At 59.7% G+C, this 20950-nt stretch carries 23 protein-coding genes and 1 pseudogene; 12 read left to right on the forward strand and 12 right to left on the reverse strand.

What is annotated here, in order from left to right:
- From QVP03_RS06090 to yidD, 4 genes are all read left to right on the forward strand, one after another.
- The coding region (locus QVP03_RS06090) for a DUF4271 domain-containing protein (protein WP_288210678.1) at positions 1-274 on the forward strand (274 nt) is incomplete at its 5' end.
- 38 nt (positions 275-312) lie between these two features.
- Positions 313-1173, forward strand: a complete 861-nt coding sequence (locus QVP03_RS06095) for a uroporphyrinogen-III synthase (RefSeq protein WP_022332646.1) — start codon at positions 313-315, stop codon at positions 1171-1173.
- 7 nt (positions 1174-1180) lie between these two features.
- The gene (locus QVP03_RS06100) at positions 1181-1549 is read left to right on the forward strand and encodes a ribonuclease P protein component (protein ID WP_018697016.1); all 369 of its coding nucleotides are present in this window, start codon (positions 1181-1183) and stop codon (positions 1547-1549) included.
- A complete protein-coding gene (gene yidD, locus QVP03_RS06105; RefSeq protein WP_018697015.1) occupies positions 1506-1766 on the forward strand; it encodes a membrane protein insertion efficiency factor YidD in 261 nt (86 codons plus the stop codon). The genes QVP03_RS06100 and yidD overlap by 44 nt, the downstream gene beginning before the upstream one ends.
- Positions 1767-1941: 175 nt before the next feature.
- Here the strand turns inward: yidD and QVP03_RS06110 are convergent, their stop codons facing one another.
- From QVP03_RS06110 to QVP03_RS06145, 8 genes are all read right to left on the reverse strand, one after another.
- A complete protein-coding gene (locus QVP03_RS06110; protein WP_022332647.1) occupies positions 1942-2835 on the reverse strand; it encodes a cation diffusion facilitator family transporter in 894 nt (297 codons plus the stop codon).
- A 5-nt stretch (positions 2836-2840) separates the two neighbouring features.
- The gene (locus tag QVP03_RS06115; RefSeq protein ID WP_022332648.1) at positions 2841-3446 is read right to left on the reverse strand and encodes a response regulator transcription factor; all 606 of its coding nucleotides are present in this window, start codon (positions 3444-3446) and stop codon (positions 2841-2843) included.
- Positions 3443-4195, reverse strand: coding sequence for a hemerythrin domain-containing protein (locus QVP03_RS06120; RefSeq protein WP_233428547.1), 753 nt, complete (start codon positions 4193-4195; stop codon positions 3443-3445). Before QVP03_RS06120 ends, QVP03_RS06115 begins: the two co-directional genes overlap by 4 nt.
- Before the next feature lie 76 nt (positions 4196-4271).
- Positions 4272-6110, reverse strand: a complete 1839-nt coding sequence (locus QVP03_RS06125; RefSeq protein ID WP_022332650.1) for an LTA synthase family protein — start codon at positions 6108-6110, stop codon at positions 4272-4274.
- 217 nt (positions 6111-6327) lie between these two features.
- Entirely contained in the window at positions 6328-6984 is a 657-nt protein-coding gene (gene upp, locus QVP03_RS06130; RefSeq protein WP_018697010.1) for a uracil phosphoribosyltransferase, read from the reverse strand.
- An 18-nt stretch (positions 6985-7002) separates the two neighbouring features.
- On the reverse strand, positions 7003-8220 hold the full coding sequence (hflX, locus tag QVP03_RS06135; protein ID WP_018697009.1) for a GTPase HflX: 1218 nt from the start codon (positions 8218-8220) through the stop codon (positions 7003-7005).
- A gap of 171 nt (positions 8221-8391) precedes the next feature.
- Positions 8392-9069, reverse strand: a complete 678-nt coding sequence (locus QVP03_RS06140) for an energy transducer TonB (RefSeq protein ID WP_026318596.1) — start codon at positions 9067-9069, stop codon at positions 8392-8394.
- Between the two features lie 96 nt (positions 9070-9165).
- Positions 9166-9849, reverse strand: coding sequence for an energy transducer TonB (locus tag QVP03_RS06145; protein ID WP_018697007.1), 684 nt, complete (start codon positions 9847-9849; stop codon positions 9166-9168).
- Between the two features lie 158 nt (positions 9850-10007).
- Here QVP03_RS06145 and rlmN point away from each other — a divergent pair, with 158 nt between their 5' ends.
- Together rlmN and QVP03_RS06155 are read left to right on the forward strand one after the other, a co-directional pair.
- Complete coding sequence (gene rlmN / locus QVP03_RS06150; protein ID WP_018697006.1) at positions 10008-11039, forward strand: 23S rRNA (adenine(2503)-C(2))-methyltransferase RlmN; 1032 nt, start codon at positions 10008-10010, stop codon at positions 11037-11039.
- 38 nt (positions 11040-11077) lie between these two features.
- Positions 11078-11503 carry a thioredoxin fold domain-containing protein gene (locus QVP03_RS06155; protein WP_018697005.1) on the forward strand — a complete coding sequence of 142 codons (426 nt, stop codon included), beginning with the start codon at positions 11078-11080 and terminating at the stop codon, positions 11501-11503.
- Here the strand turns inward: QVP03_RS06155 and QVP03_RS06160 are convergent, their stop codons facing one another.
- The 4 genes from QVP03_RS06160 to QVP03_RS06175 are packed head-to-tail and all read right to left on the reverse strand — an operon-like array spanning position 11504 to position 14406.
- A complete protein-coding gene (locus tag QVP03_RS06160; protein WP_018697004.1) occupies positions 11504-12043 on the reverse strand; it encodes an HXXEE domain-containing protein in 540 nt (179 codons plus the stop codon).
- A 6-nt stretch (positions 12044-12049) separates the two neighbouring features.
- On the reverse strand, positions 12050-12673 hold the full coding sequence (locus tag QVP03_RS06165) for a 16S rRNA (guanine(527)-N(7))-methyltransferase RsmG (protein WP_018697003.1): 624 nt from the start codon (positions 12671-12673) through the stop codon (positions 12050-12052).
- Between the two features lie 24 nt (positions 12674-12697).
- Positions 12698-13261 carry an RNA polymerase sigma factor gene (locus QVP03_RS06170; RefSeq protein WP_018697002.1) on the reverse strand — a complete coding sequence of 188 codons (564 nt, stop codon included), beginning with the start codon at positions 13259-13261 and terminating at the stop codon, positions 12698-12700.
- Entirely contained in the window at positions 13252-14406 is a 1155-nt protein-coding gene (locus tag QVP03_RS06175; protein WP_022332651.1) for a glycosyltransferase, read from the reverse strand. The genes QVP03_RS06170 and QVP03_RS06175 overlap by 10 nt, the downstream gene beginning before the upstream one ends.
- 91 nt (positions 14407-14497) lie before the next feature.
- On the opposite strand from QVP03_RS06175, the gene tgt reads away from it, so the two are divergent.
- The 6 genes and pseudogenes from tgt to QVP03_RS06205 form a co-directional block, all read left to right on the forward strand.
- On the forward strand, positions 14498-15628 hold the full coding sequence (gene tgt / locus QVP03_RS06180) for a tRNA guanosine(34) transglycosylase Tgt (protein WP_217729245.1): 1131 nt from the start codon (positions 14498-14500) through the stop codon (positions 15626-15628).
- A 110-nt stretch (positions 15629-15738) separates the two neighbouring features.
- A complete protein-coding gene (locus QVP03_RS06185; RefSeq protein ID WP_018696999.1) occupies positions 15739-16842 on the forward strand; it encodes an LptF/LptG family permease in 1104 nt (367 codons plus the stop codon).
- A 1-nt stretch (position 16843) separates the two neighbouring features.
- Complete coding sequence (mqnE, locus tag QVP03_RS06190; RefSeq protein WP_022332653.1) at positions 16844-17917, forward strand: aminofutalosine synthase MqnE; 1074 nt, start codon at positions 16844-16846, stop codon at positions 17915-17917.
- A gap of 12 nt (positions 17918-17929) precedes the next feature.
- Positions 17930-18904, forward strand: coding sequence for a PASTA domain-containing protein (locus QVP03_RS06195; RefSeq protein ID WP_018696997.1), 975 nt, complete (start codon positions 17930-17932; stop codon positions 18902-18904).
- Complete coding sequence (locus QVP03_RS06200) at positions 18904-19995, forward strand: RluA family pseudouridine synthase (RefSeq protein ID WP_022332654.1); 1092 nt, start codon at positions 18904-18906, stop codon at positions 19993-19995. The genes QVP03_RS06195 and QVP03_RS06200 overlap by 1 nt, the downstream gene beginning before the upstream one ends.
- A gap of 158 nt (positions 19996-20153) precedes the next feature.
- Positions 20154-20950 (forward strand): annotated as a pseudogene (locus QVP03_RS06205) (YgiQ family radical SAM protein); the annotation flags it as partial.

Below are 20950 nucleotides of genomic sequence, written 5' to 3' on the forward strand. Positions count from 1 at the left end.
CTCGCAGGTCGTCCTGCTGAAACGCACCTACTTCACCCTTGCCGTCATCGTCACGTCACCCGTACTCCTGCTCTTCGCCCTCTGTCCCCGGGGTACCGGAGGCGTTTGGTTCTGCATCATTGTCATCGAGTTGATCGTAACGGCTATCTTATACCTCAGGGAGGTGCTGAACCTGTTTATTTCCAAAAAAGTTTCGATTTTGCATTGGATTTTGTACCTTTGCATCGTGGAAGTCTTCCCGGTCAGCCTGTTATGGCTGCTCGTGGCAAGGTGATTCAGTGATTGAAGAACAACGTAAAACTTAGGTCAGCATTGAAAGTTAAAAAAGTATTGGTTTCGCAGCCGAGGCCCGCAGTTATAGAGAAGTCCCCGTTCTACGAATTGTCCGAGAAATACAACGTAGAGATCGCCTATAAACCTTTTATACGTGTCGTGGGCGTATCCCTGAAGGAGTTCCGTGCCCAGCGGGTCGAGATACTGACACATACGGCCGTTATTTTCACGTCGCGCACGACGGTAGACAGCTTTTTCCATATCTGCGAGGAAGCCCGCATCACCGTGCCGGAAACCATGAAATACATCTGCCAGACGGAAGCCGTAGCACTCTACCTGCAAAAATACATCGTTTACCGCAAACGCAAGATTTCGTTCGCCGACGGATCATTCACGTCATTCATCGAACTGATAATCAAACATAAGGACGAGAAATTCCTGCTGGCGCTGAGCGAGCCCCACAAACCCGAGCTACCCGAGACGCTTGCCAAGCTCAAGCTGGCGGTAGACCCCGTCATCCTGGCACGCACGGTGGCTTCGGAACTCGAAGACGTACAGCTTGCGGATTACGGACTGCTGGCGCTCTATTCGCCTTCGGACGTCAAGACCCTTGTCGACAAGTTCGGCACCGAAAACCTGCCCGCCGTGGCGGTATTCGGCGAAGGTACGCTGCGCGCCGCCCTTGCGGCAGGCATCACGGTACAAGCCAACGCCCCGACCCCGGTGGCCCCGTCGATGGCCAAAGCCATCGACATCTATCTGCAGAAGGTTCATAAAGGCGAGGAGATAGAACCGGTGGAGTTGGTTACCGATACGGAAAAAGAGGAGTTCATCCGCAGCCAGCAGCACAAACTGGCCAAAAAGAGCCGCACGCGCCGCACTGCCGAACCCCGCAAATAAAATAGCCATGCCCGACTGCTCGCTTCCCCGCACGGAACGGCTCCGTTCGCTCGGTGCCGTGCGCCGCATGTTCGAGAGCGGGGAGAGCGGGTTCATCTTCCCGTTCCGGTACGTCTGGTTCGCCGAGGCCGACGAGATACCTTCGGTCGAGGTATTGTTCTCCGTGCCCAAGAAATTCCACAAGCGGGCCAACAAACGCAACTTGCTGCGGCGCCGTACCAAGGAGGCATACCGGTTGCAGAAACAGACGTTGAAGAACGGCAGCCCGGCGAACCTCGACCTGGCGCTGATCTACTCCTCGAAAGAGGTGCTGCCCTATAAAACCATTCAAAATGCAGTCCGCCGGATTCTGGAAACAGTCGTGGAACACCTTTAAACGCATCTGCGCCCTGCCGCTGATCGCGTTGGTGAAGTTCTACCAGCTCTGCATCTCCCCGTTCACGCCTCCGTCGTGCCGCTTCACGCCGACCTGCTCGCAATATGCCCTCGAAGCACTGCGTAAATACGGGCCGTTGAAGGGGCTGTGGCTGACGCTCCGGCGGCTCGCACGGTGCCATCCGTGGGGAGGCAGCGGTTACGACCCGGTACCCTGAACCCGCAGGTAGACAAAGCCCGAAAGGCACAAATGCTGCCCGGGACAATAAAAACAATCCGACCTTTCCGGGTCGGATTGTTTTTTCAGACAGCATATACGTGCCCCCGCAGGGCGGAAAAACCGGAGGAACCCGCAAAAGGCAGGCACACAGCCCCTCCCGGCCGGTCGCGCTATCAGTCGCACGTACCGGGGCAATGTTCGGACGAAGATTCGAATTCGAGCGTTACATGATGGATCCCGGCCGTTTCCAGCTCCGCTTTGAGCTGTCTCTTGACCGTTTCCATACGGGGCAGCTCTGCCAACACGACATGCGCCGTAAGGGCATTTTCGGTAGTGCTGATCGCCCAGACATGGATGTGGTGCACGGCCTTGACACCCGGCACGGCCTCCATCGTCTTTTCCACCTCCTCGATGCGGATACCCACGGGAACGCCGTCGAGCGACAGACGCAGGCTGTCGCGCGTCAGCGACCAGACCGATGCCACGATCACGGCGGCAACGACAAGCCCGACGATGGGGTCTACGATCGTCCATCCCGTCCACGAGATCACGACACCCGACACCAGCACCCCCACCGACACCAGCGCATCGGCGGCCATATGCAAATAAGCCCCTTTCACGTTCAGGTCTTTGTCCTTATCCTTCATGAAAAGCCAGGCCGTAAAGCCGTTGATTACGACCCCGACGCCGGCCGTCCAGGCAATGGCTCCGCCCTCGACGGGTGCCGGATGCAGCATCCGCCCCACGCTCTCGGCAACGATGACCCCCACGGCGACGAGCAGGATCACGGAGTTGAGCAGCGAAATGAGCACCGTGCTCTTCTTATAGCCGTAGGTATACCGGGGCGTAGCATGGGCCTGTGCAAGGCGGAAAGCCAGCATGGCCAGCAGCAGGCTCGCCACGTCGGAAAGGTTGTGCCCGGCATCGGACAGCAGCCCCATCGACCCGTAATAGAGCCCGACGGCGAATTCGACGACAACGAATGCCACGTTGAGCGCAATGCCGAGGATAAAGGCTTTGTTGAGCGACGTGACCATATGGTCGTGATGATGGTGTTCGTGTGCCATAACCGTTATATTTCGGCGATCGTATCCCGGATGTCCGAGAGATCGACCAGTTTGTTGACGATGGCGTAGATCGTAAGCCCTGCCGGAGAGTGTATCTGCAACTTGGCCACGATGTTGCGCCGATGTGTGATGACCGTATGGGTCGAAATGCAGAGTGCATCGGCGATCTGCTTGTTGGTCATTCCCTTGACGATGCAGACGACGATCTCGCGTTCGCGGGCGCTCAACGGTTCCTGGCGCTCTTCACGGGGAGCATCGCCGACCGGTTGCATGATCTTTTCGCGCAGCGTCTCGACCGGGTCGTAGACCGAAAGCACGTCGTCATAGGCATTGAGCGTCGCGGCGTCCGTCACGGACATTTGCAACGCAATGCAGCGCAGGCCCTCGCAACCGGTTTGCGCCCTCAGTTGCTGGGGCGTACAAAATCCCAGCGAAGCCGGGTTGACGACCAGCACGTCGGGACGATGGCGCGACAACTGCGCGGTGAGCTGCGAAATATCGGCGATTTCGAGGATATCGACGTCGGGGGCCGGCAGGCGGCGCAACACGGCGATAATGCCACAGCGCAGGATGGCCGAAGGCTCGGCGACGGCGAGTTTCAACGCCTTCATCGACGGCCTCCTTTCTTGGGGGCGGGTTGCTTGGGAGGCGTGTCCCCGGGCTGTGTGCCGGACACCCCGCTCCCCGTCCGCTCTTCGAGCCGCTTGATCGCCGGGATGAACAGACGGTCTTCGATATCGTTGTGCGACGCAAGGTCGCGTTCGCACGTGAAGATGTCAAAAAGCACGCCGTTCAGCTCGTTGGTACTGCCCGAAGGGTAATAACGGATGATGATCCGCTTCAGTTCGGCGAGTTTCGCCTCGACCTGGTCGTGGTGCCGGCGGAATATGTCGATCGAATAGCCTTCGGGATGCTCCCCCCGGAGCAGCCCTTCGACATAGGGGAAAACTTTCTGTTCCTCATAGTCCATGTGCTTGTGCACTTCGGCGACGTACTCGTCGAAGAACCGCAGGATGGCGAAAGCCACGTCGTTATGGCTGCAATCGATCGCCTCGATCAACTTGCGGCGGATGGCCGGAAGCCGAAAATCGAGGAAATAGTTATGCGAGTTGCGCAGGTAGCTGACAAGCGCGGCCACGGAGATCGTCTCCGGATCGGGGGCCTTGTCGTCGGCATGCATGTTCACCACGGCCAGAAAAGTCGCCGTATCGACCCCGCTGTCGAGGCAGACCTCGCCGATGGTCTTGTCGCCGAAACCCAGTGCGATACCGAAGCGGCTCATGATAAGCAGCACGGGGTAGCGGTCGCAAACCAGGTCGCACATGCGGTCGTCGGAATTGTATCGTCCTATTCTATACATAGTATGCTCAATATCTGCAAAAATAACGAATTACCGCACCCCGCGCAATACCTAAATCCAGGTATTTATCCCGGAATCAGCGGTTTCCGATGTCGACATAGGTCGTCTGGAGCATCGTGCGGCCGATGTCCAGCAGGCCGGGTGCCGTCTCGCTGACAGCCTTGCCGCTCGTAGCGTCCCACACGGCCTCCCCCGAGGCATCGACCACGCCGAAACCGTCGTTGAACGTATAGTACGCGAATTTACGGGGGGGGGTCGGGGCGAAAATATCCTTGCTGTAATCGAAATCCGAGTGGTCGATCCCCAGCTGTCCGAGGATCGTGGCGCAGATGTCGATCTGCGAAGCGTAGGTATCGACCACACGCGGTGCAGCGACGGCACCGCCCAGCCAGATCATCGGGATACGGTGGCGCAGCGGCTCGTTATAGGAGAGGCTCCGCGGCCACGGATAGCCGTGGTCGGCGACCAGCACCAGAAGCAGGTTGTCCCATGCCGGCGAAGCCTTCAGTTTGTCGACCATCCGGCCGACGCACTCGTCGGAAAAGGCGAAGGCGTTGAGTTCCTTGTCATCGAACTTCGAGAACGGCACGTCGAACGGGCGATGGCTGCTCAATGTCAGCATGCCGGCCAGGAACGGCTCGCCCTTCCCGCTCAGGGCGATCACGCGGTCGGCAAACCAATCGCACATCACCGCGTCGTCATAGCCCCAGTCGGCCGGCGGGGTATCGAAGCGCAGGTCTTTCTGCCATGTAAGCTGCTGCCAGCCCGTAGCGTACATGTACGACGCCTGGTCGGTGAAGTTCAGATCGCCGCCATAGGAGAAGCCGGTGGCATATCCTGCGCCGGAGAGCGAACGGGCCAGCGAGGGCAGGTTACGGCTCTTGGCCGGGAGCTTCATGATCGACATGCGGGTCTGGGCAGGGAATCCGCTCAGGATAGCCACCTCGCCCCGGTCGGTGCGGAACGAGTTGGCGAAGAAATTTTCGAACCAGATGCCTTCGCCCTTCAGGCGCTGCATGTTGGGCATGACGGGCAGACCGCCGACATCGGCATCCATGACCGTACGGGCGAAACTTTCGAGAATAACCACCACGACATTGGGGCGCGAGGTCGTCAGCACCCGCTCGGGAGCAGCGGCGGAAGGGTCGTTCCCGCGCAAGCGGGCAAACCGTTCCTCGCGTCCGGCCTCGTCGAAGAAGGGGTATTCGGCGGCATAGTCGGTATGGTCGCCGAGGCTCGTGAGGAACGAAAAGACCGGGTTGGTCGCCGCATGGTTCAGAAACATGTTCGCACTGAAATAGGCCTTTGACACATTGGCGACCGAAGCCCCCAGCCCACCGCGGATGGCGAGGAAATCGCACCCGGCGAGCAGCAGCAGGACAAGGCTCCACGGCAGCGCCGCACGCCGGCGGAGCGGCTCCCCGTCGAACAGGCGGCAGACGAGGCGGTAGACCCAGACCATGAGCGCCGCGTAGGCGACGGCCAGCAGGGTCTGGCGCACCCCGAGCCAGAAATCGACGCTCGCCATAGCCTCCTCGGGGTCGGTAAGGTAAATCAGGATCGTCGCATCGAGGCGGAAGCCCCAATGCTGGTATAACTCGACATCGACAGCGAAGATGACCGCCGTGACGGTTGCGACTAACACGAAATAGCCTGTCAGCACCCGCCGCCATATTCTCCCGGGCAGCCGCACCCACAGCGACACAAGGGCCAGCAACAGCGGCAGTGCGGTGACATACCCGGCGACGGTGCTGTCGAGCGTCAGCCCGTGCCACACGACGCCCAGCCATTCACCGACGGAAGCCTGCGCGGCATCGGCCGCATAGTAGGCCAGGAAAACGGGTTTCTGGACGGCCATCAGCAGAACGGTCGCACAGAACACCGCTAAAACAAAAGCTATCTTCTTCTTTACCATGCGCACATCTTAAATTGGCGGTCATATCTTTCGAAGTACCAGAGATTTCCGCCCCGGATTTTCGAATCAGACCGCGTCATTCGCAGCCTGCGGCTACGTTGACAGGTCAGCCCCTAAATCCCCGGCTCGGAAGAAATTCCGGCCGCGCCGGCCGACAAAACCGGGAAAGTGGCTGACGGGCATCGGCGCCGGGTGCTCCCGGCGCAAGGTGCCGGGCTCAGACCTTCTCGCCGTAGGCCAGGTCACCGGCATCGCCGATACCCGGGACGATATAGCAGCGCGAAGTCAACTCCTCGTCGACGGCGGCCGCCCAGATCGTGGTGGTTTTGCGCGGCATATTCTTCTGCACGTAGTCGATCCCCTGTTCGCTGGCAATCACTGCTGCAACGTGCGTATATTTGGGCGTACCACCCTTTTCGCACAAGGCCTTATAGGCCAGCACGAGCGAAGAGCCCGTGGCGAGCATCGGATCGACCAGCAACAAGACCTTGCCTTCGAGGTCGCCGCACGAGATATACTCGACCTTGACCGTAAACTTGCCGTCTTTCGTACTTTTACGGTAGGCCGAGACAAAGGCGTTCTCGGCATCGTCGAAATAGTTCAGGAATCCCTGATGGTAAGGCAGCCCGGCCCGCAGGATCGTCGCCACGACGACCTGGTCGTCGATCAGCCCGACCTCCGCTTCGCCCAGAGGCGTCTCGACGATACGGGGCGAATAGGCGAGCTCCTTCGAGATCTCATAGGCCGTGATCTCCCCGATACGCTCCAGGTTACGGCGGAAGCGCATCGAGTCCTTCTGCACCGACTTATCGCGGATCTGTGCGATGAACTTGTTGAGGACAGTGTCCTGTTTACTCAAAATATGCAGGGTCATAGGTATGAAGTTTGGTTGTCAATAGAGGAAGTTGTTGAAGGGGTAACGCCCGGCATGGATCTCGCGTACCATCCCGTAGAGATCCGAACGGAATTTCTCGATGTTGGTCTTGGCAAGCGCCGAAAGGAAAATGCAGGGGGTATTGGCCCGGGCGATCCAGCTCTTTTTCAGGTCGTCGAGCGACAGGTTCTCGCGCGTGGCGGGCGTGAGGTCGTCGTCGTCCTTCCTGACATAGGTATAGGCATCGACCTTGTTGAAGACCAGGTAAACGGGTTTGTCGCCCGCGCCGATATCCTGCAGGGTCTGCTTCACCACGTCGATCTGCTCTTCGAACTGCGGATGCGAGATGTCGACCACATGCACCAGCAGGTCGGCTTCGCGCACCTCGTCGAGCGTCGACTTGAACGACTCGATCAGCTCGGTGGGAAGTTTGCGGATGAATCCCACGGTATCGGACAGCAGGAACGGGAGGTTATCGAAAACCACCTTGCGCACCGTCGTGTCAAGTGTCGCAAAGAGTTTGTTCTCGGCAAACACCTCGCTTTTGGAGATCAGGTTCATCAACGTGGACTTGCCCACGTTGGTATAGCCTACCAGCGCCACACGCACCATCGAACCGCGGTTCGAGCGCTGCACGGCCATCTGACGGTCGATTTTTTGCAGATCCTCCTTGAGTTTGGAGATCCGGTTGCGGATGATACGGCGGTCGGTCTCGATCTCGCGCTCACCGGCACCGCCGCGGGTTCCGGTACCGCCGCGCTGCCGTTCGAGGTGAGTCCACATGCCCGAAAGGCGGGGCAGCATATATTCGTAGTTGGCCAGCTGCACCTGCGTCTTGGCATAGGCCGTCTGCGCCCGCGACATGAAGATGTCGAGGATCAGGCGCGTACGGTCGAGGATGCGGCAGGGCATGGCCTTTTCGATATTGCGCGTCTGCGACGGGGAGAGCTCGTCGTCGAAAATCACCACGTCGATCTGCTGCTCCCGGCAGTAACCGGCGATCTCTTCCAACTTGCCCGGGCCGACGTATATGCGGGCCGAAGGCTGCGGCAGCCGCTGCGTAAAGCGTTTCACACTCACGATATCAGCCGTTTCGGCCAGGAATTCGAGTTCGTCGAGGAACTCTTCGGCCTGCCGCGGATCCTGGTTGTCGCGGATAACGGCGACCATCACGGCGCGCTCCCTGCAATCGGGAACGGCCTCGGAGTTCGGGGTTATATTCTTATTCTCAGTCAAAGTCGTACACTTAATTTTAAACAGTCACATCGTGCCGCAACATGCGGCAGGGAAGGTGCTCCCTGCGGGGAGCAAACATTATGCTACAAAAAGGGTATCCTGCTTTCGGCGGATACCCTATTTATTAAATTGTCATGCAGAACATTCTCAACTCAAACCACATACGCCCGGTCAGTTCTGTACGCGGAAATCGACCGGGAGCGTGTATTTGACACGCACAGCCTGGTTACGCTGCTTGCCGGGGCTCCATTTCGGCGACTTGTTCAGCACGCGGATGGCTTCTTCGGAAAGCGACCGGTCGGGCGACTGCAACACCTCGATATTGGTCAGGCGACCGTCCTTGTCAATTACGAACGAAAGAACGACACGGCCCTGAATCCGGTTCTCAAGGGCAACCTGCGGGAACTTGACATTCTGCATCACCCACGCCCGGAACGTATTGAGGTCTCCGTCCTGGAACGATGGCATCGTCTCGGCGGTAATGAAAATCGTGTCGTCCGCAAAATCCTCGTCCTTGGCCGGCGGCACTATTTCGACAATCGCATCAGGATCGAAATCCTCGAATGTGAGATCCGTCTGCACGAACCGGTGATTGGGAATGACCTCGATCAACTGGGAAAGGGCCTTTACCTCAACCTTCTGGGGTTTCTGTTTGGGCGCGTCGGTCGTGACCGGGACAATATCGACATCGACGGGCATAACATCCACTGCGACTTTCTGAATTCTGTACTCGTCCGGCGTATAGGTAAATGCGACAATGACCAGGGACAATGCCACGACCAAACCGATCTCCAATAAAAGGCCTCTCTTATTCCTAAGATCTGCCTTGAATGATTTTTTAATCTCCATATCAATCAGAATTAGGTGGTTAGTACGCGAATCCAGTGCAGCGTATGTATCGTCGGATTCCGGGTCGCTGCCGCCGAAACCCCCTACCGTCCCGGCTTAGTTCTGCACGCGGAAGTCAACGGGCAGGGTGTACTTTACACGTACAACCTGGTTGCGCTGCTTGCCGGGGCTCCATTTCGGCGACTTGTTCAGTACGCGGATGGCCTCTTCGGAAAGCGACCGGTCGGGCGTCTGCAACACCTGGATATTGGTCAGACGGCCGTCCTTCTCGATCACGAACGAAAGAACCACACGACCCTGGATACCGTTTTCGAGGGCGATCTGCGGAAACTTGACGTTCTGCTGAACCCACGTACGGAAGGTATTGAGGTCTCCGCCCTGGAACGAAGGCATCGTCTCGGCGATCAGGAACGGCTGGTCGTCCTCGATGGTCTCCTCGACCACGTCGACCTGCTGGATCACCTCGGTGTTCTCGTCGAATTCGGCGAAGTCCACCTCGGTCGTGATCTTCGTGTCGTTGGTCACCACCTGCAACAGGTCGGCGATCACCTTCACCTCGACCTTCTTGGGAGGCTCGGGCGGCTTCTGATCCTGACGGGTAATCTCGGTAATTTCTTCTTCAACCGGGCCGTAGTTCAAGTCCGGCTTTTCGATCCGGTACTCCTTCGGCGTGTAGGCAAAAGCCGCAATAACCAGGATAAGGGCTACGACAAGTCCGATTTCAAGCAAAAGACCCCGCTTGTTCTGAAGGTCTGCTTTGGGTGATTTCTTGATTTCCATCTATTTTAAATTTAATTGTTCGGCAATGATAAATCGCACATAGGCATGCTATGCACCACAAATATATGGATAAAAATTCAAAAATGCGCCATCCGGCACGAAAATCTTTAATTTTTGCCTACTTTTGCGGGGTAAAAGATCACAACGGAGATTGATAAATGGCCGTTTCGGAACCACTATACGGGAAAAACCCTGCGGAACTCGCCGCCCTCTGCGCCGAGACGGGCCTGCCGCGTTTCGCGGCAGGGCAGCTCGCCCGCTGGCTCTATGTGAAGCACATCGAAGACCCGATGCTGATGACCGATATCCCGGCTGCCCGGCGCGCCTTGCTGGCCGAGCGGTTCCGGCAGGTGCTGACCCCGCCCGAACGGGTCACCGAATCAGCCGACGGCACGAAGAAATACCTCTTCCGCACACAGCAGGGAGCCTACATCGAATCGGCCTATATTCCCGACGGCGACAGGGCCACGCTCTGCGTCTCGTCGCAGGCCGGGTGCCGCATGGGGTGTAAATTCTGCGCCACGGGGCGGCAGGGGCTGCAACACTCGCTTACGGCGGCCGAAATCCTCAACCAGATCGTTTCCCTGCCCGAACGCGACACGCTGACGAACGTAGTTTTCATGGGCATGGGCGAACCGCTCGACAATACGGACAACGTGCTCAGGGCGCTCGACATCCTCACGGCGGAGTGGGGCTTCGGCTGGTCGCCCACGCGCATCACGCTCTCCACGGCGGGCGTCGTCCCCGAGTTGCGGCGGTTGCTCGACAGCACAAAGGTGCACCTGGCCGTGAGCCTGCACAACCCCTTCCACGAGGAGCGGGCAGCCATCATGCCCGTCGAACGGGCATGGCCGGTCGCCGAGGTCGCGGCAATCCTGCGCCGATACGACTTCACGCACCAGCGCCGCGTATCGTTCGAATACATCGTCATGAGCGGACTGAACGACTCGCCGCGGCATATCCGCGAACTATGCCGCCTGCTGGACGGCATCAAGTGCCGCATCAACCTGATCCGGTTCCATAAAATCCCCGGGTCACCCTATTTCTCGCCGGACGACGCGGCCATGGTACGTTTGCGCGACACGCTGACGGCCAAGGGCATACAAACCACGATCCGGGCTTCGCGAGGCGAGGACATCCAGGCGGCCTGCGGCCTGCTGAGCACTTCGGCGCTCGAAGGCAGGCAATAGAGCACGGTTCTTGCACGTTATACGGAAAACGAATCCGCATGAAAAAACTGATCTTCATACTGATGCTGGCACTCGCAGCGGGCGCCGCACAGGCACAGGTAAAATTCGAAACAAAATCGACCGACGCCGTCCGGGAGATGGCGGTCAAAACCGGGAAACTGGTATTCATCGACCTCTACGCCACGTGGTGTCCGCCCTGCCGTATGATGGAACGGGAGGTTTTCTCACGCAAGGACGTGGGGGATTTCATGGAACGGCATTTCGTGGCCGCCAAATACGACGTGGACAAAACCACGGGCAAGGAACTGCTGAAACGCTACGGCAGCGGGGCAATTCCGCTTTATCTGGTCTTCGACACGCAAGGCGAACTGCTGGGACGCATACAGGGGGCGGCCAAGCCCGACGAGTTCATAAACAACCTGCAAACGATCCTCGACAGGCAGAAGCCCAAACAGGGAAAGTAATCACCTGGGCTCCCGGCCTGAAACTGGCGGCGCCGCCAGCCGATGCACGAGCCAGAGATTGACCGCGGCGACGGCACATCCCGCCATCCCGCATAACACGAACTCCCGGAGCGAAAAGGCCCGGGAGTTTATCATGATGCACAGTCCCCGTCCACAGCAGGCCAGGCACGGCAGCGACGTCGCAATGACGGGGACATAGCGTCCCAGGGCAACCCACTGCCCGAGATGGATCAGCAGGTGCATCCCGAACGCAAGGAACAGGGCCAGCCACGGATAATAACAGCCGGCAAGGGCCGCACAGGCCGTTACCGCCACCAGCAAAACCAGTTCTTCGGCAGCCATGGCGGCAAACCGCAAGGGGGAGATCCCGTCGAAATGCGGGAGCATGCGGCGGGCGAGCTGCGGAAAACGCCGCGCCAGCAACTCCCGGTTGCGGCGAAGCCACGGCGGAAGAAAGAGCATCTCCTCGGCATCGTGGAGCAGGAACATCGCGGGCAGCGACCACAACAGCCACCCGGGAAGGAGCGCGCCGCCTGCCATACGGATTTATTTTTTAGGGGTATAGACCACTTTCTTGGTCTCGAAGAACTCCTCTCCGAAGAACCGCGGAATATCGTAGATATACCAGCGCATACCGGTCTGCGCCAGTTCTTCGGCCAGGTCGCCGCCCTTGAGGTAGAGGATGCCGTTCGGAAGCGAGCCTTTCTGTCCCTTCCCGATTTTCGCCCAGATCCATCGGACGAACTCCGGCATTGCCGTGACGGCGCGCGAAACGACATAATCGTAGCGTTCCTGCAGCGTCTCGACACGCACGCAGCGGGGATCGAGGTTCTGCAGCCCGAGCCCGGCGGCGACGCCCCCGACGACCGTGATCTTCTTGCGGATGGAATCGGCGGCGGTGAAATGCGCCTCGGGAAAGAGGATCGCCAGCGGCACCGAAGGGAAGCCGCCGCCGCACCCCACGTCGAGGATACGGGCGCCGGCATCGAACGTACAGACCTTGGCAATGGCGAGCGAATGCAGCACATGGCGCAGGTAGAGCTGGTCGAAATCCTTGCGCGAGACGACGTTGATCTTGGCGTTCCAGTCGGCGTAGAGGCCGTACAGGGCGGCGAACTGCTGCCGCTGCAATTCCGTCAGGCCGGGGAAATATTTGTCGATAAGTTCCATGCGGATCGGTTTTTCCGGGGGGGGTCAGTTTTTCTCGCCTTCGGTTATCAGGCGGCACATCTGTTCGCGGGCACGGTGTATCTGCGTCTTGACGGTGCCGAGCGGCAATTTGAGGTTGGCGGCGATCTCTTCGTAAGAGTATTCGTCGAAGAACCGCATGACGATCAGCGTCCGGTAGCGCGGGGCGAGGCGTTCGAGGTAATGCTCGATCTGCGTCCGCTGCTGCATGCTGATGACGCTCTCTTCGGGCGTCGGAGTCGTCGATGGAGGCGAGGAGAAGCGTTCGTCGATCGACAGGTCGTCCTGGCGGCGCCGTACGAAGTCGATGAACGTATTGCGGGCGATGGTGTAAACCCACTGCCCGAAGGTATAGACGGTACTGTAACGATGCAGGTTGATGTAGACCTTGATAAACGTCTCCTGCAGCAGGTCGTCGGCATCGTTGACACCCCCCAGCCGCTGTACGAAAAGGCGGTGGATCGCATCGCGGTAACGGTTGAACAGGTATTCGAAGGCCCTGTCGTCGCCTTCGAGCACGAGTTCCACCAGGCGCCGGTCTTCGGCGACGATATAGTCGGCTATCTCCATACGCGGTCGTCTCGTCGCAGCAGCATCACCCCGAGCAGGAACGCCCACAGCGGACTGAGCAGGTCGTAAACGAAATAACAGCCGGCCATGCTCGCCTCTCCCAGGCGGCGTGCGATGCGCCGCACCTGGATCGCCACAAGCAGGTAGCGAACCAGCACCAGGACGAGGGCCGCGATCTTATATTCGAACGGCATCACCGCCAGCGCACAGGCGGCCGTGATGAAAAAAAGCGCCCGCGATCCCAGTTCCCACTGGATGTAATTCTTCACCTGCTGCGGATAGAACGGGAATGCCGAACCGTAATAACGCAGCTGCCCCATCCACCAGCGCATGCCGCCCCACGTCTTCTCGCGCAGCGTTGCACGCGGCGAGAGGATCACGCTCACATTGTCATGCGTCATGACCTTCTGCATGTAGAGGTCGTCCTCCCCGATATTCATGTTGAGATGGCTGAACCCCTTGGAGCCGAAATAGATGTTCTTAGTAAACCCGATGTTGTGGAGCGTCCCCCGGTAAGGGTTCCGGCGCACGGCACGGGCGATCCAGTCAACGCCGTGCATCATGCGCCAGGCGCGCATCATATAGTTCGCAAAGCCTTTCCCGCGCTCCACGCCGCAGTAACCCACGACGATCTCGCCCCGGGTAAAGCCCTTGGCCATCAATGCCAGCCAGCGGTCGGTCTGGGGGACGGCATCGGTCGAAGTGAAGACCATGCACTCGTGGTGCGCCGACTTGATGCCCACGTTGAGCGCCATCTTGCGCGAGATGGGAAAGCGGGGATCGAGGTGAATCTTGGTCGTCACGATCTGGGGGAACGACTGTTTCAGCCGCACGAGCTCCTCGTAGAAATCGGAATCGTGGCCCACGTAGACGATCACCACCTCGAAATCGGGGTAGTTCTGCGCCAGGATCAGCGGCAGCCGCTCCTCGACGAACGAATAGTCCTCCGAGAAGAGCGGGATGACGACCGACACCTGGGGATCGGCCTCCAGCACGGCCGGGCGGCGGTTGTTCTTGTAGCCGGGGATACGGCCGTAAACGAAAATATAGTAGTACAGCTGCACGCCGAACATGGCGAGCATGGCCCCTGCGAGGGCGATGCCTTCCCAGCCGTAGCATGTCAGAAAAGTATCGAAAAATTGCATACAGGCGAAATATGCGCAAAGGTACAAAACAATTCAGAATTCAGAATTCCCAAATCAGATTATTTTATGTATTTTTGCCGAATATATGAGCATGAAGTTTACATTACAGCATAAGGATCCGGCGTCCAAAGCCCGCGCGGGCGAACTGACGACAGACCACGGCGTCATCCGCACCCCGATTTTCATGCCTGTGGGTACAGCCGCCACGGTCAAGGGCATTTTCCACCGCGACGTGCGCGACGAGGCCCGGGCGCAGATCATCCTGGCGAACACCTACCACCTCTACATGCGCCCCGGCATGGAGATCATCGAAAAGGCCGGGGGCGTACACCGTTTCTCGACCTGGGAAGGGCCGATGCTCACCGACAGCGGCGGCTTCCAGGTCTTCTCGCTCGCAGCTTGCCGCAAGCTCAGGGAGGAGGGATGCCATTTCCGGTCGCATATCGACGGTTCGAAACACCTCTTCACACCCGAAAGCGTCGTGGACACCGAGCGCACGATCGGCGCCGACATCATGATGGCTTTCGACGAATGCCCCCCGGGCGACGCCCCGCGCGAATACGCGGCCAAATCGCTGGCGCTAACCGAGCGATGGCTGGATCGCTGCTTCGACCGTTACCATCAGACCGAACCCAAATACGGCCACTACCAGGCGCTGTTCCCCATCGTACAGGGGTGCACCTACCCCGACCTCAGGGCGCATGCGGCCGAAAACGTGCAACAGTACGGCGCCGACGGGTATGCCATCGGCGGACTGGCGGTCGGCGAACCGACCGAGGTGATGTACGAGATGATCGAAGTGGTCAACGCCATACTGCCCGAAGACCGTCCCCGTTATTTAATGGGCGTGGGCACGCCGGTGAACATCCTCGAAGGGATCGAGCGCGGCGTGGACATGTTCGACTGCGTGATGCCGACGCGCAACGGCCGCAACGGGCAGCTGTTCACGGCCGAAGGCGTCATCAACATCCGCAACAAGAAATGGGAGGACGACTTCTCGCCGATCGACCCCGAGGGCACGGCGTTCGTCGACACGCTCTATACGAAGGCCTACCTGCACCACCTAGTGACATGCGGCGAAATGCTGGCGGCGCAGATCGCCTCGCTGCACAACATCGCCTTCTACCTGCGGCTGGTGACGATGGCCCGCCAGCACATCGCGGCCGGGGATTTCAAGCCGTGGAAGGAGGCGATGGTCGGCAAGCTCCAAAGGCGCCTGTAAAGAACCGAGGCCGGGGGAGGGCAGGAGGCAAACCCGTCGGGCCACGGGCCACGAAGCGAATAATGGCGGCACTGCGTCCGAGGCATGAAAACAAATTGTATCTTTGTGCGATGAAATTACGATTTCCGGGGTTTAAGATCTTAGACCGCTACATACTGGGGAAATTCCTCGCGACCTACTTCTTCGCCATCGCGATGATTATCGTCGTGGTCGTACTGTTCGACTACGTGGAGAAGATCGACGACTTCACGGAACTGCACGCCCCGCTCAACGAGGTGATATTCGACTACTACCTGAATTTCATCCCGTTCTTCATCAACCAGTTCAGCGGACTGTTCACCTTCATCGCCTGCATCTTCTTCACCTCGAAGATGGCCTACCAGACCGAGATCGTCGCCATGCTCTCGGGCGGCATGTCGTTCCGCCGCCTGATGTGGCCCTATTTCCTCGGGGCGCTGATCATCGGCAGCCTTTCGCTGACGCTGAACCTCTGGCTGATACCTATTTCGCAGCGGCACATCGTCAATTTCGAGTCGCAGTACATAAAACGCAAGCAGAACGCCAAGTTCAACCGCCACATCTACCGGCAGATCGAGCCGGGGACGTTCGCCTACATCCGCGGCTACAACGACGGTTCGCAGCAGGCGTCGTTCCTCGCGCTGGAGGAGTATTACAGCGGCACGATGACCCGCTCGCTCGAAGCTGCCGACGTGAAATTCAACCCCGAGACCAAACGCTGGACGGCACCGCGCTACACCAAGCGCGAATTCGACTCGCTGGGCGTCGAGAAATTCGAGCAGTTCCGCAACCTCGATACACTCATCAACCTCGAAGTGGCCGAACTGGGCGAAATCAACGACCTGATACAGACCATGAACATCACGGAACTGAACGAGTTCCTCGACCAGCAGCGCGCCAAGGGTTCCGATTCGATCAACATCATCGAGGTGGAGAAGCACGCCCGCTTCGCCTATCCGCTTTCGACCTTCATCCTGACGCTGATCGGCGTATCGCTCTCCTCGCGCAAGGTGCGGGGCGGCACGGGGCTCCATATCGGCATCGGCACGGGCCTCTGTTTCTCGTACATCCTCTTCAACCGCTTCTTCGAGGAGTTCGCCAAAAGCGGCACCCTGCCGCCCGGGCTGGCCGTATGGCTACCCAATATCATCTACCTGTTCATCGCCATCTACCTCTACCGGAAGGCCCCGAAATAACATGCGACACATCGACGACATAGCCGCCAAGGTGCGCCGCGCAGAGCGCATCGACGACGCCGAAGCCGCACGGCTCTGGCGCGAGGCCCCGCTGTGGCTGCTGGGCGAACTGGCGACCGCAGCCAAACGGCGCGTAAGCGGCGACAAGGTGTACTACAACCGCAATTTCCACATCGAGCCGACGAACCGCTGCGTCTTCAACTGCCGGTTCTGCTCCTACCGGCGTCCGGCGGGCGACCCCGAAGCGTGGGACTATACGATGGACGAAATCGAACAAATCGCCCGCGAACGGCAGGGAAAAGGCATCACCGAAGTGCATATCGTAGGCGGGGTACACCCCGACCACGGGCTGGATTACTACACCGACATGATCCGCCGCGTGAAGTCCATACTGCCCGGGGCGGCCGTCAAGGCATTTACGGCGATCGAACTATCGTACATGATCCGCAAGGCGGGACTGACGACGCAGGAGGGGTTGCGGCAGCTCAAGCAGGCCGGGATGGACGCCATACCGGGCGGAGGGGCGGAGATATTCGACGAGCGGATCCGGCAGCGGATATGTCCCGAGAAGGGCTCGACGGCCGAATGGCTCGGAGTGCACGAGGCGGCGCACCGGCTCGGCATCCCGACCAACGCCACGATCCTCTACGGGCATGTCGAGGAACTCCGCCACCGCATCGACCACCTGCGGCGCCTCAGGGAACTGCAAGACCTCACAGGCGGGTTCAACGCCTTCATCCCGCTCAAATACCGCAATTTCGGCAACCCGATGTCCGAAATCGGCGAAGTGTCGGTGATCGAAGACCTGCGGATGCTGGCCATGAGCCGGATCTACCTGGACAACATACCCCACGTCAAGGCTTACTGGGTGATGTACGGCAAGGCGACGACCGAACTGGCATTGGCGTTCGGCGCCGACGACATCGACGGCACGATCGACGACACGACGAGGATCTACTCGATGGCCGGAGCCGAAGACCGGAAGCCTTCGATGAGCATCGACGACATGCACCGCATCGTCCGGGCGGCCGGCTACCGCGCCGTGGAACGCGACACCTTCTATAACGAAATATAACCCTACCCCGCAATGGAGAAACTGGCATATTACTGGAAACGGCTCCGGAAAAACCGACTGGCATACAACCTCGTACTGATCGGGGCGATCATCCTGGCGATGGCCGTCGCGGCCCACATCGTCATGCAGGTCGGCACACGCCACGGCGCCCGCCGCACGGTGCCCGACTTTTCGGGCGTGAAGCTCGACCAGGCACAGCGCATGGCCCGCAAGTACGACCTCAAGCTGCACATCAACGACTCGCTGTTCGTGCCGGCTTACGAAGGGGGCATCGTCCTCGACCAGCTGCCCGAAGGGGGCGTGGAGGTCAAGCCCGGCCGCACGGTCTACATCACGATCAACTCCTTCCGCCAGAAGATGGTGCCCGTGCCCTACGTGGCGGGACGTTCGCTGCGGCAGGCCAAGAACATGCTGGAGATCGCGGGGCTGGAGATCGACGAGCTGGTCTACCGCGCCGACATGGCGACCAACTACGTACTGGACGAATACTGCGACGGCCGCCCCGTAGCGGCGACGAGCAAGATCGAGGCCGAACTGGGCTCGGGCGTGACGCTCTATGTGGGTGTCGAAGGCGGCTACGGCACGACGGTCGTACCGCGTCTGGTCGGGTTCCCGCTCAAGGAGGCCAAGGGCCGCCTGTGGGAACTGGGGCTCAACGTCGGCAAGGTGGATTTCGACGAAGGGATCAACCTCCTGAACCAGAAGGATGCCCGCGTCTATATCCAGCATCCCACGGCCGAGCGGAGCGCCGGGCTGGGCTCGCGCGTCGACCTCAGGCTGACGCTCGACGAGAAGAAACTCGCCCAATACCGAGCCATAGCCGAAAAGCAGGCGAAGGAGGCGGCCGAAGAGCGATTACAATCCGAACGCGAACATGCGGATTCGCTGGCTCAGGCGGAGTTCGAACGGGCGGCGGCAGGCTCCGCAGAGGAACAGCCGGCCGACGAGCCTGCGGCAGCCGGAAACGACGAAGGATTTTTCGACTGATGGCCGACGAACGCTACATAGAGGAGGATCCCGAACTCTACCAGGGATCGGAAGCCACGGAAGAGGACGGCGAGGGAGCCGGGCTGTATGAGCACTTTGCGGTCGTAGCCGACAAGGGGCAAACCCCGTTGCGGCTGGACAAGTTCCTGACCGTACGCATGGAGAAATGCTCGCGCAACCGTATCCAGGCGGCTGCCGACTGCGGCAACATCCTCGTGAACGGCAAGCCCGCGAAATCGAGCTACAAGGTCAAGCCGCTCGACCGTATCCAGATCGTGATGCCCTACCCGCGGCGCGAAGTGGAGATCATCCCCGAAGATATCCCGCTCGAAATCCCCTACGAGGACGACGACCTGCTGATCGTCAACAAGCCCGCCGGGCTGGTGGTGCATCCCGGGCACGGAAATTACAGCGGTACGCTCGTAAACGCACTCACGTACCACCTGCGCAACCTGCCCCTGTTCCAGGAGGGCGACATGCGCGCCGGGCTGGTGCACCGCATCGACAAGAACACGTCGGGGTTACTCGTGGTGGCCAAGAACGAACAGGCGCACGCACGGCTGGCCAAGCAATTCTTCGACCATACGATCCAGCGCCGTTATGTGGCACTCGTGTGGGGCAATTTCGACCAGGACGAGGGGACGATCACGGGCAACATCGGCCGCAGCCCCCGCGACCGGCAGAAGATGTTCGTATTCGAAGACGGGTCGGACGGCAAGCACGCCGTGACCCACTGGCGGGTGCTGAAACGTTACGGCTATGTGACGCTGGTCGAATGCCGGCTCGAAACGGGCCGCACGCACCAGATACGCGTCCACATGTCGTGGCAGGGACATCCGCTCTTCAACGACGAACGCTATGGCGGCGACCGCATCCTGAAGGGCACGACCTTTTCGAAATACAGGCAATTCGTCGAAAACTGCTTCGCCGTGCTGCCCCGCCATGCACTGCACGCGCGGTCACTCGGGTTCGTACACCCGACGACCCGCGAAACGGTATATTTCGAGAGCGAACTGCCCGCCGATTTCCGTGCGCTGCTCGGCAAATGGGAAACCTACGCAGCGGCATCGAAAGAGACGGATAACGGATAAACGGCACGGCAGCGGACAGACTCACGGCAATACGGCGGCTCGCATCTGCGGACACCCAAAACGGCAACCCCCAAGCATAAAGCCGCCGGCCCGCACCCCTCAAACACACGATACAGACCGGAATTACTCCGGGACGAAACAAAAAAACTCATCGTACCTTGTTTTTACCGACCACGATAAAGGAAGTCCGCGCACGCGGGTGGGAGCAGTTGGACGTCATCCTCTTTTCGGGCGACGCCTACATCGACCATCCGGCATTCGGCGCGGCAGTAATCGGCCGCCTGCTCGAAGCCGAAGGCTACCGCGTGGCCATCGTGCCGCAACCCAACTGGCGGGACGACCTGCGCGACTTCATCAAGTTGGGTACGCCGAGGCTCTTCTTCGGCATCACGGCCGGGTCGATGGATTCGATGGTCAACCACTACACGGCCAACATCCGCCTCAGGAGCAACGACGCCTATACGCCCGGCGGCAAAGCGGGGTTTCGGCCCGACTATGCCGTAACAGTCTACACGCGAATCGTCAAGCGATTGTTCCCGCACGTCCCGGTAGTAGTCGGGGGAATCGAAGCCTCACTGCGGCGGCTGACGCACTACGACTACTGGAACGACTCGCTCAAGCCTTCGGTGCTGGCCGAAAGCGGCGCCGACCTGCTGATCTACGGCATGGGCGAACGGGTCGTGCAGCAGGTCGCCCGGGCACTGCGCAACGGATACAATGCCAAGTTGCTGCGCAAACTGCGGCAGGTGGCGTTCATGGCCGGCAAAGATTACGTGGAGCGGCTCGACCCGGCGAAGACGATCCGGCTGCACTCCTACGAGGAGTGTGCGCGCGACAAACGGGCTTTCGGGGAGAATTTTACGATCATCGAGACACAGAGCAACCTGATGGAACCGACAGCGACGCTGGTCGAGGCCGTCGGCGACCGCTATGTGGTCGTCACGCCGCCCAACAC

Source organism: Alistipes sp. CAG:29, from assembly GCF_000435435.1.
Taxonomy (GTDB): Bacteria; Bacteroidota; Bacteroidia; order Bacteroidales; family Rikenellaceae; genus Alistipes; species Alistipes onderdonkii.